15 protein-coding genes are annotated in these 15,610 nt (G+C 46.0%); all 15 read right to left on the bottom strand.

What is annotated here, in order from left to right; genetic code table 11:
* The coding region (locus HY877_02555) for an aspartate kinase (GenBank protein ID MBI5299165.1) at positions 1-989 on the bottom strand (989 nt) is incomplete at its 3' end.
* Position 990: 1 nt separating this feature from the next.
* Positions 991-1,419 carry a tRNA (adenosine(37)-N6)-threonylcarbamoyltransferase complex ATPase subunit type 1 TsaE gene (gene tsaE, locus HY877_02550; protein MBI5299164.1) on the bottom strand — a complete coding sequence of 143 codons (429 nt, stop codon included), beginning with the start codon at positions 1,417-1,419 and terminating at the stop codon, positions 991-993.
* A 1-nt stretch (position 1,420) separates the two neighbouring features.
* Entirely contained in the window at positions 1,421-2,893 is a 1,473-nt protein-coding gene (locus tag HY877_02545; GenBank protein MBI5299163.1) for an NAD(P)H-hydrate dehydratase, read from the bottom strand.
* Between the two features lie 172 nt (positions 2,894-3,065).
* Complete coding sequence (gene acpS / locus HY877_02540) at positions 3,066-3,440, bottom strand: holo-ACP synthase (GenBank protein MBI5299162.1); 375 nt, start codon at positions 3,438-3,440, stop codon at positions 3,066-3,068.
* Positions 3,437-4,168, bottom strand: a complete 732-nt coding sequence (locus tag HY877_02535) for a pyridoxine 5'-phosphate synthase (protein ID MBI5299161.1) — start codon at positions 4,166-4,168, stop codon at positions 3,437-3,439. The genes acpS and HY877_02535 overlap by 4 nt, the downstream gene beginning before the upstream one ends.
* A 5-nt stretch (positions 4,169-4,173) precedes the next feature.
* Entirely contained in the window at positions 4,174-5,541 is a 1,368-nt protein-coding gene (locus tag HY877_02530; GenBank protein MBI5299160.1) for a phosphoglucosamine mutase, read from the bottom strand.
* Positions 5,542-5,674: 133 nt separating this feature from the next.
* A complete protein-coding gene (locus HY877_02525) occupies positions 5,675-6,835 on the bottom strand; it encodes a tetratricopeptide repeat protein (protein ID MBI5299159.1) in 1,161 nt (386 codons plus the stop codon).
* Entirely contained in the window at positions 6,832-8,694 is a 1,863-nt protein-coding gene (locus HY877_02520; protein MBI5299158.1) for a hypothetical protein, read from the bottom strand. The genes HY877_02525 and HY877_02520 overlap by 4 nt, the downstream gene beginning before the upstream one ends.
* 53 nt (positions 8,695-8,747) lie before the next feature.
* Positions 8,748-9,611 (bottom strand): hypothetical protein, encoded by an 864-nt coding sequence (locus tag HY877_02515; GenBank protein ID MBI5299157.1) that lies wholly within the window; start codon positions 9,609-9,611, stop codon positions 8,748-8,750.
* A gap of 45 nt (positions 9,612-9,656) precedes the next feature.
* Entirely contained in the window at positions 9,657-10,493 is an 837-nt protein-coding gene (locus tag HY877_02510; GenBank protein MBI5299156.1) for a hypothetical protein, read from the bottom strand.
* A 29-nt stretch (positions 10,494-10,522) separates the two neighbouring features.
* Positions 10,523-11,926 carry an AAA family ATPase gene (locus HY877_02505; protein ID MBI5299155.1) on the bottom strand — a complete coding sequence of 468 codons (1,404 nt, stop codon included), beginning with the start codon at positions 11,924-11,926 and terminating at the stop codon, positions 10,523-10,525.
* Positions 11,927-12,019: 93 nt separating this feature from the next.
* On the bottom strand, positions 12,020-13,006 hold the full coding sequence (nagZ, locus tag HY877_02500) for a beta-N-acetylhexosaminidase (GenBank protein MBI5299154.1): 987 nt from the start codon (positions 13,004-13,006) through the stop codon (positions 12,020-12,022).
* On the bottom strand, positions 13,006-13,962 hold the full coding sequence (locus HY877_02495) for a hypothetical protein (protein ID MBI5299153.1): 957 nt from the start codon (positions 13,960-13,962) through the stop codon (positions 13,006-13,008). Before HY877_02495 ends, nagZ begins: the two co-directional genes overlap by 1 nt.
* Complete coding sequence (locus tag HY877_02490; GenBank protein ID MBI5299152.1) at positions 13,949-15,433, bottom strand: glycosyltransferase family 2 protein; 1,485 nt, start codon at positions 15,431-15,433, stop codon at positions 13,949-13,951. The genes HY877_02495 and HY877_02490 overlap by 14 nt, the downstream gene beginning before the upstream one ends.
* Positions 15,433-15,610: HEAT repeat domain-containing protein (locus tag HY877_02485; protein ID MBI5299151.1), on the bottom strand; the 178-nt coding region annotated here is incomplete at its 5' end. The genes HY877_02485 and HY877_02490, both read right to left, overlap by 1 nt.

Genomic DNA, 15,610 nt, shown 5'->3' with positions numbered 1-15,610 from the left:
TTTGCCACCGTTTCAGCAAGCCTTAATGTTTTTCGAAAATCTTCCTTAGCCACTGTAAAAGCCCAAAGACATGTCCAATCACCGCCAAAGTTTACCACAAGCATGTCGACATTGATACCGGCTTCGGCCAGAGGGGAAAAAAACTTCGCCAAAACCCCTCCTCCGAAAGGAGCTTCTCCAGATGGAATATGTCGAATCGCAATTTTGGATTCCTGTTTGTTCAACGTGATACCCGCCACGAGAATTTTCTCCAGCGATTCATCTTCGCCCACAACCTCCGTGCCCTGAGTGTCATTAAAGGAAGATCGGACGACCAATGGAACACGGTGGCGCGCCGCCAACTCCACAGAGCGTGTTTGCAAAACTTTTGCCCCGCTATCGGCCATCTCCAACATTTCTTCATACGAAATTTTTTTGAGTAGTTTGGGATCGGGAACTATTTTTGGATCCGCCGTATAGATTCCATCCACGTCGGTATAAATTTCGCAAAGATCGGCTTTCAAAGCGGCGGCAATCGCCACAGCGGAAGTGTCGGAACCGCCCCGGCCGAGAGTTGTTGTTTCTCCCTCTTCGGTAATTCCCTGAAAGCCTGCAATGAGGACGATTTTATTTTGCGATAATTCTTTTTTGATTCTCTCGACGCCGATATTCAAAATGCGGGCTTTGCCATGTTCGACATCGGTAATGATCGGAATTTGCGAGGCAGTCAGTGAAATGCACGGAATTTGTTGTGATTTCAAATAGAGTGCAAGGAGAGCAATACTTTTTTGCTCACCCAAAGAAACGAGACTGTCACATTCACGAGGATCGGGATGTTCCGAAAACTCTCCGGCCAACTTCAAAAGAGAATCCGTTTCACCAGCCGGTGCGGAAAGAACAACAACAACCTGATGCCCTTCCCCGCACGTTTTTAACACGCGTTGACCAGCACTGCGAATGCGCTCCAGATTGGCAATAGAAGTTCCACCAAATTTTTGAACGATAAGCATTTTAACTAATTTCTCTTTTCTCTTCCCCGATAATTTTGAAATGCACCCACTGGGTTGTTTCGGGAAATAGTTCCTTAAAACGATCGGCCCACTCCACCACGGTGATACCATCTCCCTCAAAATATTCTTCAAGCCCCAATCCAAAAGCTTCTTCTTTGTTTTTCAAACGATAAAAATCAAAATGATACAAGGGAAGTCTTCCGCCCGGATATTCGTGGATCAAAACAAATGTTGGAGAGGAAACAGGAATTTTTTCTGAAATGTTTAGTCCCTCCGCCAACCCCTGAACAAAACTGGTTTTCCCACTTCCCAAATCACCCACCAATGCCAAAATGGAGCCGGGCGCTAAATCCACCGCCAACTTTTTTGCAAGTTTTTTGGTTTCTTCAACAGAGTTTGTTTCAAAAATTTTTGATTTTTGATTTGTCATTTTACAATTTGATTTTTGATTTTTGCATTATTAGTATCGCCTTGGGTAGATACCGCAAAACATCGGACGCAATCAACCCTTTTTCTCCCTGTTCTTTGACGGCCAAATCGCCCGCAAACCCATGTAAATAAACACCTGCAAGCGTTGCCAATTCCGCATCGGCCCCCTGTGCGACCAAACCACCGATAACGCCGGACAATACATCCCCCATGCCAGCGGTCGCCATACCGGGATTTCCGGTTGGGTTCACATAAAGATCTCCATTTTTGAGTGCAACCAACGAGCGGAATCCTTTTAAAAGAACACTGCACTGCCATAATTTTGCGGCATCCAGAGTCACCGCAATGCGGGTTTTTTGTACCTCTTGTGTTTGCCAACCCAAGAGCGTTGCCATCTCACCCGGATGTGGTGTCAAGACAGTGGAAGCGGGCCGTTTTTTTAAAAGGCTTGGGAGAGTGGAAATACCATAGAGTCCGTCGGCATCCAAAATTAGCGGACACGGAATTTGATTCACGATTTTTTGTACAAACTCAACCGTTTCGGGCGCGCGCCCAAGCCCCGGGCCTAAAACAACCGCGTCTTTTTTTTCGCATAACTTTAAAACAGTCTCGACAGACTTGAGGGTAAAAAAACCCTTTCCTTCATCAGGAATTTCCTGAACCATCACTTCGGAAAAATCAGATTCGAATTTTTCAAAAGCTTTGGAGGGCAAAGCATAGGTCACCAAACCCGCACCAACCCGCAAACAGGCTTGGGAGGACAAAAAACCGGCGCCGGGCATTCCCCGAGAGCCCGCGATGACCAACACATGTCCGAAATCTTTTTTGTGGCAATTTTTGGGACGCGGTTTCAAAATTTTTTCGAAATCGGAAGGTTCCAGCAAATGATAATTGAGAGCGGCAGAACGCACAGCGTCTTTTGGAATACCAATATCCACACAACTCACTTCTCCCGCAAATTCAAGACCGGGATAAAGGACAACTCCCAATTTTACAAATCCAAGACAAACCGTTTTATCCGCTTTCACCGCAACACCGAGAGGAATCCCTTTGTCGGCCGAAAGTCCCGAGGGAATATCAATCGACAAAACCTTCTTCCCGGAGTGATTGATCCATTCAATCGCGTCGTGCATCCACCCGCGCACTTCACCCTTGATGCCGGTCCCCAGCAATCCATCCACAATCCAGCATACCTTTTTAAATTTTTCTTTTTGGTTTTTTAAATCTTCTTCGTTACGGACAACAATTGTTTGAAATCCTTTTTGGGAAAGAATGTCACCAGCCACCAACCCATCGCCGCCATTATTTCCCTTGCCGACAAAAAAAACGAGGTGGTCTGCTTTGGAGTTTATATTTTTTTCCAGCGTTGCGGCAATCTGGACACCGGCTTTTTGCATCAGGGTTTGGATGGAAACACCTGCGTCTTCACTAAACCGGTCAAGGGCTTGACTCTGTTGGGATGTAACTAGAAGCACTTTTTTAGGTTAAAAAGCAGTCAGCTATCAGCAATCAGCTTTCAGCTTGTGAAATGATTAAATTTTTATTTTTTAAATAAATCACAAAATAAGTGAATTACTTTATTTATACTCCTTCAATAAAACCAAAAGCTGATTGCTGAAAGCTGACAGCTGACTGCTTTTTTTAGTTTTAGGCTTCCAGAATAACATTGGCAATCCCGTAATCTCCATCATGAGAAAGCATCAGATGGATTTTTTTGACTCCCATCTCCTTGGCGTGCTCTTCAATTTTTCCGTAAAGATTCACGACGGGGCGTTTGTCTTTTTCGGCGATTTCAATGTCGCGCATCGATATGCCCGATTGCCCCTTGGGATAAAGAGCCTTGATGAAAGCTTCTTTACCCGCAAAACGCGTGGCAAAACGTTGCGCAGGATTTTTCTTGTTGTTGCAATAGTGAATTTCTTCTGCGGTAAAAATGCGCCGCAAAAAACGCTCCTGCCAACGAAAGATGATGGCTTCCACGCGCGCAACATCGACCAGATCGACACCAATACCTAAAATCATTTTTTTTTCACTTCCTCCAAAATTTCTTTCATTTCCCGAACCGCGTTTTCCAACCCCACAAAAACAGCTCGCGAGATGATGCTGTGACCTATGTTGTATTCCTCAATTTCGGGAATCTGTCTAGCAATGTCTTCGATATTGTCGTAATTCAATCCGTGTCCGGCCGCAACAAATAAACCGGCTTCGACTGCAAATTGGGTTGCCTCTTTGATGCGCGCCAACTCTTTCTGAAATTCTTTTTTATCCGACAGCCCGCTGTAACGGCCCGTATGAAATTCAACACGATCCACCCCCAATCGAACAGCCGTTTCGATCTGTTTTAAATTGGGTTCGATAAAAAGACTCACCTCTATTCCCTCCTGTTTCATATTTTGAATGGCGGGAGTCAGAGAGGCTTCCAGTTTTTCCGCGTCAAGTCCCCCTTCGGTGGTGAGCTCCTGCCGGCGCTCGGGAACCAGCGTCACAATATCGGGTTTGATCCGGCAGGCAATCTTCAGCATTTCCTGCGTGGCGGCCATTTCCAAATTCAGAGCAATGCCGATTTTTTGGCGCAGTTCTTCTACATCTCTGTCTTGAATATGCCGTCGGTCTTCGCGAAGGTGAACGGTAATCTGATCCGCCTTCGCCTTTTCAACCAATGCGGCCGCGGCAATGGGATTTGGATAACGCGTTTTACGGGTTTGACGAAGCGTTGCAACATGATCGATATTCACACCGAGTCTTGTCATATTTATTACGCTCCTCGCACTCCCAAATTGTTTTGAATGGCATTCCGGATATTGTCGGCCAAACTTTTGATTTTTGTTGCATCTTCCCCTTCCACCATCACACGCGCGATATTTTCGGTCCCGGAATAGCGGACGAAAACTCTTCCCTTATTACCAATCACCATTTTGGCATCATCAATCATTTTCTGAATAGCCGGAATCTGAACAAAATCTTTTTTCTCGCGTACATTCACGTTGAGCAAAACTTGAGGATAGGGTTCCAGAATTTTTCGCAATTCGGAAAGAGGTTTGTTTTGTTCGAGCATGATCGTTAAAACTTGCAGTGCCCCCAACACACCGTCTCCGGTGGTATTTTGATCCAAAAAAATTAAATGTCCCGATTGTTCGCCCCCAACATTCAAATCTTCTTTGAGCATTGTCTCCAATACGTAGCGATCTCCCACTTGAGTGCGAATCACTTTGATCCCGTATTTTTCCATGGTGTGGTCCAGAGCCAGATTGCTCATGACCGTGGCAACAAGAGTTTCTTTTTTGAGCAAACCCTGTTCCTTCCAGTGCAACGCGCAAAGCGCCAAAATAACATCTCCGTCGAGCACATGACCTTTTTCATCGCACATGATCACGCGATCCGCGTCTCCATCCAGCGCAATACCGCAAACCGCTCCCACCTCTTTCACCTTTTGCGCCATTTTCTCAGGATGCAGAGAACCGCAATTCAAGTTGATATTGGTTCCATCGGGTTTATCGGACAGGGTATAAACAGTGGCTCCGAGTTCTCCTAAAACGTTTGGAGCAACATGATATGCGGCCCCATTGGCACAATCGACAACGATTTTGACATGCTCCAAAGATTTTTCGCGGGGGAAACAATTTTTCAAAAACTGGATGTAACGGCCGGAGGCATCATCAATACGAAAAGCTTTTCCGAGTTTTTCAGCGCTCACCCTCGACTCTTCCATTTTGCCGCTTAAAATCGCCGCTTCAATTTTGCCTTCGGTCTCATCGGAAAGTTTAAAACCGTTATGGTCGAAAAATTTAATGCCATTATCACGATAATCGTTGTGCGAACCCGAGATAACAACTCCGGCATCGGCTCTCATGCTTTTGGCAATGAAGGCAACGCCGGGTGTGGGCAGTGGACCCACAAGCAAAACATCGGTACCCGCAGAGGTAATGCCGCTGGCCAAAGCTGTTTCGAGCATATAACCGGAAAGGCGCGTATCTTTTCCGATAACAATTCGGTGGCGATGATCCCCATTTCTCAGGACATGGGCCGCGGCGCGCCCCAGCTGAAGAGCCATCTCGGAATCCATGGGAGTGCGATTAGCCCTCCCCCGAACCCCATCCGTCCCGAAGATCACATTTTTCGCCATAAGGATGTCCCCCTATATTTAATGTGGGGGGAAATAGAAAGCTCAAAAATAACCATCAAAACCGCTTTTTTTAGAGAGGATTCTATTATGGAAGAAGTGTTCTGGCTCGACCAGATTATTTCTGTCACTTCATTCACCAACGATACGAGAGGCCAGCCTCATAGGTTTTGATTATAAATCCGTTGTTCCGTTTTTCATAATCAAACAAAAAATCAATGCCAAATCTTTTGTAGACTTCCCATTGTAACATTCCAAACAGATGATTCGCCGAAAAAGCCCCCGGCTTTACGGGATCCCCAGAATCAAAACTTTCATTGTCTCTGGCGTAACCGGCTGAAACGGTGATCGGATTGACAACATTCCAGTTGATGCGGGTCATAGCTGAGTTGTCGATTTCTTCACGACCATTAAACTGACTGACACTAAAAAAATATTTGGCCATCCAATCCAATCGTGGATGTAAATACCAAGTAATGCTTGGCGTTATGAGATGGAGACTGGCGGCCCTATAATCGGCAAAGCGATAGCCAAGAGAAGCAACTAAAGTCTTGGAAAGATTTTGACCTATTTCAACGTTATAGGCCTGTTGAGGAACCACTACCTGACGGGGTGCGAACTGTATGTCTGTCGAAATGACCGTTGTTTTTGTAGCCCAATAGGTTCCCCCCACCCGATATCCCGGAGCTGAATTATTAAATTTATTGATGTAATCAAAACCTCCACGAACCCCCCACTCCTTCGACTTATCATAACTCAGGAGAAAACCGGCTCCATTGGCGTCGGTGGTAAAATTCATGTCCTCAAAATGGTAGTAAGTCCTTAGCTTGAAAGGTTGTTGTAATGTTTTTTCCTGAAGAATTTTTTGTTTTTCCGCAATGGCGTCTGCGTTTGTGGGATCCATCGCCAATAATCGGTCCAACATTTCCAAACTTTCTTTATTTTCCCCCTGCCAAAAAAGAACACGCGCAAGACCGAAAAGAACCTCCTTATTTTGTGGGTTCGCTATCAACAGTGATTCATAAATTTTCTGTGCTTTAGTGTAATCTCCATTCCACGCCGTAACGGTTGCCAAACCGATGGATGCCTCAACATCGTTTGGATTTGCTTTTAAAATTTTCCCATACACGGCAATAGATTCGTCATAGTGTTTGTCCCAACTCAAATGCCGTGCCTGATCGATCAAGACCTCGCGGTCCGCCGACAAAACGGGGAAAGACCACAGAACCAGACAGCAAACTATTAACAACAAACTGACGACTGACGACTGACGACTCACGACTGATTCTGTATTCATTTTTGTTTCTCCGCCCATGGACGATAGCTTTCATAGGAATGAATTGCAAAACCAAAAAACCCTGAATACCCGGAAAGTTCCCGTTTGGCTCCGTCCATGACATTTGCAAGATCGCTTTTCGTCTTTCCAAAAAAGGTGATCTTTGATGAAGGCACTTCGACAGATCGCGTTTGAAAAAGAGTTGCCGATTCTTTTTTGTCGGCATTTAAATTCAGACGAATTTTCCCGCCTCCCAAATCCTCGATGGAAACCGCTAATTTTCCTCCCGGTTGTTTTTGAAATTCATAAAGAGTTTCATCCGGAAGCCAGACAGTTTCCAAACCGACGAAAACTTTTTTGCCCTTTTTTGACGCGTAGGCCAGTTCGTCTCCATCATGGGCGATCACCCCGTCAGCGCCGTAGGCAACGGTTCGGTAATCCATGATTCCGATGTTGTCGACCGTATCAATAATCGGTTCGATGACCGAACGCCCTCCCAATGAGGCAACCGGTTCGTAGAATTCATTGCGGGCATCAAACCAAAAAGGGATATCGACCCCAAACTCTAATTGTCCCTCTGCCGTCACCAGTTTGGCTTTGCCGAGAAGATTCACATACTGTCGAAGAATCGCCGATTTTTGAAGACCGCCGAAATTGGGCAAAAGATAAGGTTCGTTATCATACCTCACTCCGATAATTCGCGCCTTTGGCCCGGCACTCTTGTTGTATTCAATGACAGACCGGATGAGTGCCAAAACACGTCCGTGATTTTCTGTAAGGGCATAGTGAGGATCTCCGTCGAGGGCGTGGACATCAATACCCTCCTGATGGAGTAGGCTTACCAATTGCTTCATCGGCGCAAAGTCCCATTGAATTTGCCAAGTCTCTCCTGATTTAGAAGCCTCGTAGGGAATTTGAATAAAGAGATGCCGGATGCCATGATCCTTGCAAAAATTTACCAGAGTATTTTGTTCCACCGCGTTTCCATAGAGTTTCTTTGTCTCCCAAAGCCACATGGCATTTTGTAACGAAGATTGTGCAATTGCTTTCTGTTCCGAAACCGGAATTTCACCCTTCTCCTTCGCAAAAACAAGATCCTTCAAAAAAATTTTTCCGGAGTGATTTGATTTGATGCGAAAAACAAGACTCGCCAATTCCTCCCGATCAATACCGGCCGGAAATTTTTCCAGCGGAACCCATGCAACCTGCCATTCGGCAGTGATTTTTCCGCCCGACAGGAAAGACCCCACATCACCGATGGGCAAAGAGTCTTCTTTTTTTTCCCATTTTCGATCGGCCAGCTGAAGCACAACCGGCTCACCTCCCTTTGAACCACGGATCCGGAATCCAACATATTTGAACGGGGTCGAATCCAGAAAAATTCTTTCAGTGGGAGGATCGCGAAAATTAAAGAGATGAATCCAAAATCCCGCAAAACCGGGACTTTTGTTTTGATAGGAAAAACTTAGGGCTGAATTTTTATCCGGTGTCATCCCTATCTCAAGCGAAGCTGTGGAAGGGAGACGGGAGAAAGCATTAAAATATCCGTTCAGTCGGTTGGTGTTTCCACGATCAAAATGGGAAACAAGAAACATCGGCTCTTTGAATGAGGGAACTTGACCTCTCTTACCCGATGGTTCAGGAATTTTTGGTTTTTCGCGCCGGATATCATAGATCACCAATTTTTCTTTCTCTTTGCCACTGAGTGGCGTGCCACTGGATGGCTTGTCATGGAGGACTCCCACCGAAACAAATCCGATATCGGAGACCTTGGAAATCCCCCAGTCGGAGAGGGAAATTTCTTTTGAAGAAACTGATTGGGCATAAACTATAGAAGCAGAGAGGCAGAGAAACAAGAAGCAGAGAAAAAAAACGGGCATCTTTATCTTTGTTGTTCTCTGCTTCTCTGTCCCCCTGCCTCTCTGCTTCTCCATCAGTTCCACCTCATCTTCCTGATCACTGCGACCACACCCAACAGTCCTACGATAGCAATAAGAGTGGCAATTATCGCATGATTCCAAAATCCCAAAAGACCTTTGCCAATTCCGATAGTTGTCCCCGCAATCAACAAAACTCCAAAAACCCATCCTGTAAAATTGATCTTCATTGAGTCTGGCGATTCTTTTTTTGTTTCTTGTTTCTTGCTTCTGGCTTCTGAAACAGTTTTCCACCCCGGTCCCGCGGGACGCACGCGTTCAAAAAAAATCTTCAGATGTTCCGGTGCCACCGGTGGTGTCATCAGAGTCACCAAAACCCACAGGAGATTGGAACACACCACGATGATAGCCAAATGCACCGGCATGACATCCGGCCAATTCATAGCACGGGCAATCATGGGAGCCAAAAGGGTGAAGATACCCGAGGCCAGCATGGCGGTGATTTCACTCCATGGATTGACTCTCCACCAGAACCAGCGCGCAACGCCGACCAGACCAACGCCGGCAAAAAGAAGGAGGATATTATAAAAAGCACCAATAATCGAGGTCGTAGTCAGGGCAACGAAAGCTCCACAGACCATGAGACCAACCGTGGCAATCCGCCCGGCCCATACGTAATGAGCGGGAGAGGCATTGCGCCGAATAAATCGGCGATAGATGTCGTTGATGACATAAGAGGAACCCCAGTTAAGGAGACTGTCAACCGTCGACATATAAGCGGCAAAAAAGGAGGCGATCATCAATCCCCTGCACCCGGCAGGAAGCAGAAGGGTAATCATTTTAGGATAAGCCATTTCATGGTCAACCATTCCGGAAGTATTCATGACTTGAGGAAGAAGCGGAATTGAAACGAGGGCCACAATAATCCATGGCCAAGGGCGCAGGGCATAGTGAGCGATATTAAATCAGAGCATGGCACAAAAAGATTCCTTTTCATTTTTACAGGCGGAGAGTTTTTGGACGGCGACACCGTCCCCTTCTACACCACGCGCCCACCATTGGATCAGTACGAGCGAGAAAAAAAAGACAAGCGGCGAAGACCAAAAAACTTCCGGTGTGTGTGAAGGGAAAAAAGCCGTCTCGGGAAGATTGTGAATTTTTTCCCAGAAACCGGGAAATCCGCCTACAGCATGAATGGCAAAACCGGCCAGCATGAAGGCACCCGCCATCGCCACCGCAAAATGAATGAAGTCGTTGACCACTACGCCCCAGAGTCCGGCTGATGCGGTGTAGACAAGGGCAAGACCGGAACAAAAAAGAACGGTGTAGATCTTTGACCAGTCGGTAACCGTGGACATTACTTTACTAAGTCCTAAAACAGGCCAGGCGCCGAGTGCGTAAACATTAAAAACCACGCCGACAAAAAGCGCTTTGACTCCACGGAGAACCGCGCCGGCACCCGGACCATAACGCAGTTCCAAAAATTCCATATCGGAGACAATACGTGCCCGCCGCCAAAGTCGTGCAAAGAAAAAAAGAGAGGCGACCGAAGCCAGCATCAAAAACCACCAATGCCAATTGCCGGCAATTCCGTTTTTCCTGACGAGTCCGGAAACAAAGAGCGGAGTATCGGCGGAAAAAGAAGTAGCCACCAGCGAGGTACCCGCCAGCCACCAAGGGAGTTTTCGGCCGGAGAGAAAATAATCATCCACTCCGCCTTCCCCCTTTTTTTTAAACGCAAGACCGACGCAGGTAACAATGACGCAATAAGCACCAACAATGAGCCAATCCAAAAGAAGCATGATATTTTGTAAATCTCAATCAACAGCGTTCAAAAAAACAGCTCGGGAGCAAAAAGAATTTCATCAAAGGCCTGTCGAACCGCTTTGCCTACCGTAATTTTTGACCCCAGCAGGAGAACTTTTTGTATCCCGTAAGTGGGAAAATATTTTTGCAGTACTCTGATTTTATTTTCCAGATTCCGAATTATTTTTTGACCGGAAAGACTTTGCACATATTTAATTTCACAGAGGATTAAAACCTTGTCCTGCCGCTGGAAGAGGAGATCAATCTGGGCCGCATCCCCATTTTTACCCGAAGACCGAAACCATGACCCCGATTTGAAACCAATTCCGGAAAAACGCAAAAAGGAGACAATTTCAAGCGACTGGCGACGACATAAACGTTCAAAAGCATATCCGTGCCACTGGGCCAGTTTCTTGGGCTCCAGCTGATGAAACTGAAATTGCCCCTTCTGGATGGCCTGTCCGTTTTGGGCAATAAAAGAAAAATAAAAATTCAGGTATTCATCCAACAATCGGTAGCGGATCACCTTGCTTCGGGCCGGCAAATCCAGTGGCTGGTCCCTTTGGATAAAACCCGCCAGAGACAGATCCTCCAGCACCTGTGAAAAGGTGCCGCCGGGCGAAACACCACAACATTTGGCCAGCTGATCCGTGGACAGGGTCTGGTTTACGAGAGAGACAATTACTTTTTCATAGTGAGGACTTTTTGCAAAATGACTGAGGAAAAGTCTCTGAAATTCCTGAAAAAAATAACCGCTTTGAGAAAAAGCGTATTCGTTCAAATTTTGAAGATAGGACAATCGGGGATTGATTTCCAAAAGATATTTGGGGATTCCGCCAAAAGTCATGGCAAATTCAAGGACCTCCGCCTCCGATCTTTGCGGCAGGAAGTTCCGGATTTCTTTAAGTTGCAAAGGTTGCAGATTTATTTCCGTATCCACACGCCCATAGAGAGCCTTTGATTTGATGATTTTTTTGACGATGAAGGAGGAAACAGAACCGCAAAGAACAAAACGGCAGTTTTTGCACTTTGAAAAAAAATTATCCCAAAAATACTTGAATAAAGAAACCGTCGGGGTTTTCATCTGTACGAGCCATTGAAACTCATCCAAAAAAACCACCACCCTTTTTGTTTTCATTTTTTCAAAGAGGAGGGAAAAAGCCTCTTTCCAATCCTCCACCCGTTTCTGTCTTAAATTCCGATCTCCGGAATATTCACTCAACTGTTCGACGAATTGTTTGATCTGTATTTTTGCAGAGACTGCTTCCATGCCCTCGAATTTCCAGAGAACCTCTTTTTTATAGGCTTCTTCAATCAGTGCCGTCTTTCCCACACGTCGCCGTCCATAAACCACAATCAATTGGGCATGCGGCCGAAAGTTCGGCTCCCGAAGCAAACGAAGTTCTCCGTCTCTTCCATGAAAAGTCATATTTTAAAACCACAGTAAGCCATAAAATATCTAAAAACAAGCGTATCAATGCTTATATTGGCAATCATAGGCTGATTTTGTTTAAAATCAAGCCTATTTCTTCCCCGCTCCTTTTTTGAATTTTTCAATGCGTTCTGTGCTTTCCAATATCCGTTTTTTCAGGAAGTTGCTTTGCGTCAGGGCTTTTTCAAATTTTTCGACAATTTCAAAATGTCTCTCGAGATGTTCGCAGACGAGGAGCAGATCACAACCGGCGGCAAAAGCTTCAATGCAGGCTGACGGTACATCACCGCGGCTCAAGGAACCAGCCATTCCAAGATCGTCTGTAATCACCAATCCCTCGTATCCCCATTCTTTCCGCAGTAGGTCCGTCATGATTTTTTTTGAAAATGTCGCCGGCAGATCCGGGTCCAGCGCAGGGTAAACAACATGGGCCGTCATTAAGCACTTTAGTGCAGAAGCGCTTGAATACTTGGTTTGGATTAATTTTTTGAACGGGTAGAGTTCGCACTGCTCCAGCACCTCGCGGTTCTTCCTGACCACGGGCAGAGTCAAATGGGAATCGGTGTCTGTATCTCCATGTCCCGGAAAATGTTTTCCACAAGCCATGATTCCTTTTTCCTGTAGTCCCTGAATAAATAATTGACCAATTTGGGCCACAACTCGCGGGTCGGAACTAAATGATCTTTTTCCGATGATCGGATTATTTGGATTGATATTGACATCCAGAACCGGTGCATTGTCGAAATTAAATCCCAGATCGTGAAGTTCGGCCCCCATTTGACGGCCCACTTCAAGGGCCGTTGTGCAATTCACATCGCAGGCTGGAGGATACTTTCCAAACAAGGGAGATTTCAGTCTTTGAAAACGCCCTCCCTCCTGATCCACTGAAATAAGGAGCGGCTGGTCCGGGGATAAATTCTGAAGTGCGTGATTGAGTTTCTTCAGCTGTGATGGAGACTCAATATTGCGGTCGAAGTGGATAACTCCCCCCAAGCCGTAACGCAACGCAAGTTCCTTCAGGGAATTGGGGACCGTTTTCCCATCGAAACCCAAAATAAAAAACTCTCCCGCTTTCATCACCACTCTTCATATCCTTTCCCTGTACTATGAACCCCTCCAGTGTCGGGGTTGTACCAATACCGCTTTCCAAAGGGATCCACGAAATAACCGCGATCCCCGCGATGGAGGTTTTTCAGAAGTGTTTCGTCACTTAATTTTTCAAGAGCCAGAGGATATTTCCCCGCCTTCAAATGAAAAACGGAAATGGCATACCGGATCATTTGGAGCTCCATCCTTAAAAATTTTTCTTTAAGACGACGTTTCCAGCGTCTTGCAATCTCAAAGAGAAGAAGAAATAAAAGAAACACACCACCGACAAGTCCGATGACAGTCGTGAGTGGAGTGTGTTTGAGTTCAAACATCTGTGCTTTCGTGAAGAATTCTTCTGCACGCCGACGGTCGCCCATGCCCAGCCAAGCACGTCCACTTCCCTTGATGGAAACAATATCTTTCGAATTAATGGCAAGGGCCTTCTCAAAGTAGGCGATGCTTTTCTGAAAATCACTGTTCCACAGAGCCAAATTTCCCAGCCCCTGATACGCCTCAAAATTTTTGGGGTTCTTTGCGAGAATTTCCTCGTATTTCAAGGCCGCCCCAGACTGATCCCCTTTCCATCCCAAGACGCGTGCCATACCGATTGCGGCATCTTCATATTTGGGTTCTTTGGTCAGAATATCCTGAAAAACAGCGAGTGCCTCATCATAACGGGCATCCCATGCCAGATAATTTCCTAATTGATAAGCCGCATCGAAATCGCCGGGATTCTTGGCGATCATCTGTTGATGGCGTACAATTTCAGAATCATATTCCCCGGCATAGGCAGAAAAAGACAACAGACAGAAAATTATGCAAACTATTCGTCGTGCGTCGTGTGTTGTGCGTAGTGCGTAGTGCGTAGTGCGCAATACGCACGACGCAATACGCACGACGCAATACGCAATACGACTAACTGAAGACTTCTTAAAATTTTTCATGCTCAAATTTTCCCCATGTCTGTTCGCCCCGCAAGAAACCAAAAAATCCCCCGACCTGATAGGCAAGTTGAAGTTGACGATAACCGATCATCGATAAACACGCAAAAAGAATCAATTTGCAGGCACTCCCTACCCCACGGTATTGAAAAAGCGTCTGACTTCGACTGGTTCCTCCAATTCGTCCTTCAGTCCAGAGTCCCATCAAAACAGCAAAAATGGAGAGAAACATTCCATAGAGAATTGAGACGACAAAAAAGAGAACCAAAATTTTGATTTTGAGAAGACCCAAAAAATAGAGAACCGGAATAGAGATATATCCGGCTATTTCCAAAAGAGGACCCAGAAATTCAAAGAGAAACTGATACGGCATGGCAAAAAAACCGATCTGTTTGTATCGCGGATTAAAGAGCATTTTTTTGTGGCAGGCAAGTACCTGAGCAAGGCCCCGATACCAGCGATTTCGTTGTTTTCCAAAGTCCCTGATGTTCTCCGGCCCCTGCGACCAAGTGATGGGATAGGGTAAAAATAAAATTCTCGCAGGATTCTTTTTTTCCATCAAATATCGGTGCAAGCGAACCACGATCTCCATATCTTCGCATACCGTCTCCCTACCCTGACAATATTCCACGGCAATTTTTGAAGTCAGGTGCCGTGTCATAAATCCTCCGACTGCCATCACCATTTCCCGTTGAAAGACGGCAAAAACTCCGGAGAGAATGAGGAGAGAGTTTAGAGCCGCCAAGGCAGTTCGACCGGCCGTAAAGGAACGCATATATTCTACTACCTGAAACATCGCGAGCCAGTTTCGTGGAAGTGCAATTTTTGTTATTTTTCCGTTTTCAATCGTACAGCCGTTGGCAAGACCAATCTGACCGCCACAGGCAAAGATACCTTTCGGGTTTTTCATCAGCGGTTCCATCACCTGCAGGAGGGCCTCCTCATCAATAATCGAATCGGCATCCATGCAACAAACATAGGGAGTCGTGGAAGCGTTGAGCCCCGCATTCAAGGCGTCCGCCTTTCCCCCATTCTCCTTGTCTACAAGAATGATTTTTTGAACGACTGTTCCCTCGGGTGAAATTGTCTCATAAAAACCCCGGACACGGGCGGTGGTAATCGTTCCGTGATATCCAAGGTCTCTGCGGATGAAACCGAATGCGCGGATGAGCTCTTCGATTGTCTTGTCACTCGAGCCATCATTTACAATCACGATTTCGTACCGCGGATATTTGAGACGGCAGAGGGCACGGATATTCTCCACGATTGTATGTTGTTCGTTGAAGGCAGGAACGATGATTGAAATTGGCGGAGTGGACGGGGAACGATACAGTTCATCAAAATGAATAAAGGATTTGAGACGAAGAAAAAACCGCACCTTGATCCATGCGATTACGATCAAAAACAAATTGATGCTGTTGTAGAGCAGAAAATAGGTAATTGCGATGGTTTCCCAGATTTTGATGAAAATCATTATTTTACTGTCCGTAGATTTCGTCTCTTAACCGCCTGCCGGACTTCTTCAATTGGATCCTGAGTCAGCGCACCGATTGCTCTTTGAATTTCCGGGTCTTCGATCTGTCCCAAAGCTTCAATGGCGGCAAGCCGAACGTCACTTGCGGGATCCAGCAATGCATCCGCAATTTCTTTT

Source organism: Deltaproteobacteria bacterium, from assembly GCA_016213065.1.
Taxonomy (GTDB): domain Bacteria; phylum UBA10199; class UBA10199; order SPLOWO2-01-44-7; family SPLOWO2-01-44-7; genus JACRBV01.
The sequence above is the reverse complement of the archived record's forward strand: the minus strand, read 5'-3'. Positions and strand labels throughout refer to the sequence as shown.

Coding starts and splice junctions, on each gene's coding strand:
- nagZ (MBI5299154.1), bottom strand. CDS start 13,006: ATGAAAGCGGGAGAGTTTTTTATTTTGGGTTTCGATGGGAAAACGGTC.
- HY877_02530 (MBI5299160.1), bottom strand. CDS start 5,541: ATGGCGAAAAATGTGATCTTCGGGACGGATGGGGTTCGGGGGAGGGCT.
- HY877_02520 (MBI5299158.1), bottom strand. CDS start 8,694: ATGCCCGTTTTTTTTCTCTGCTTCTTGTTTCTCTGCCTCTCTGCTTCT.
- HY877_02490 (MBI5299152.1), bottom strand. CDS start 15,433: ATGATTTTCATCAAAATCTGGGAAACCATCGCAATTACCTATTTTCTG.
- HY877_02510 (MBI5299156.1), bottom strand. CDS start 10,493: ATGCTTCTTTTGGATTGGCTCATTGTTGGTGCTTATTGCGTCATTGTT.
- acpS (MBI5299162.1), bottom strand. CDS start 3,440: ATGATTTTAGGTATTGGTGTCGATCTGGTCGATGTTGCGCGCGTGGAA.
- HY877_02505 (MBI5299155.1), bottom strand. CDS start 11,926: ATGACTTTTCATGGAAGAGACGGAGAACTTCGTTTGCTTCGGGAGCCG.
- HY877_02495 (MBI5299153.1), bottom strand. CDS start 13,962: ATGAAAAATTTTAAGAAGTCTTCAGTTAGTCGTATTGCGTATTGCGTC.
- tsaE (MBI5299164.1), bottom strand. CDS start 1,419: ATGACAAATCAAAAATCAAAAATTTTTGAAACAAACTCTGTTGAAGAA.
- HY877_02525 (MBI5299159.1), bottom strand. CDS start 6,835: ATGAATACAGAATCAGTCGTGAGTCGTCAGTCGTCAGTCGTCAGTTTG.
- HY877_02535 (MBI5299161.1), bottom strand. CDS start 4,168: ATGACAAGACTCGGTGTGAATATCGATCATGTTGCAACGCTTCGTCAA.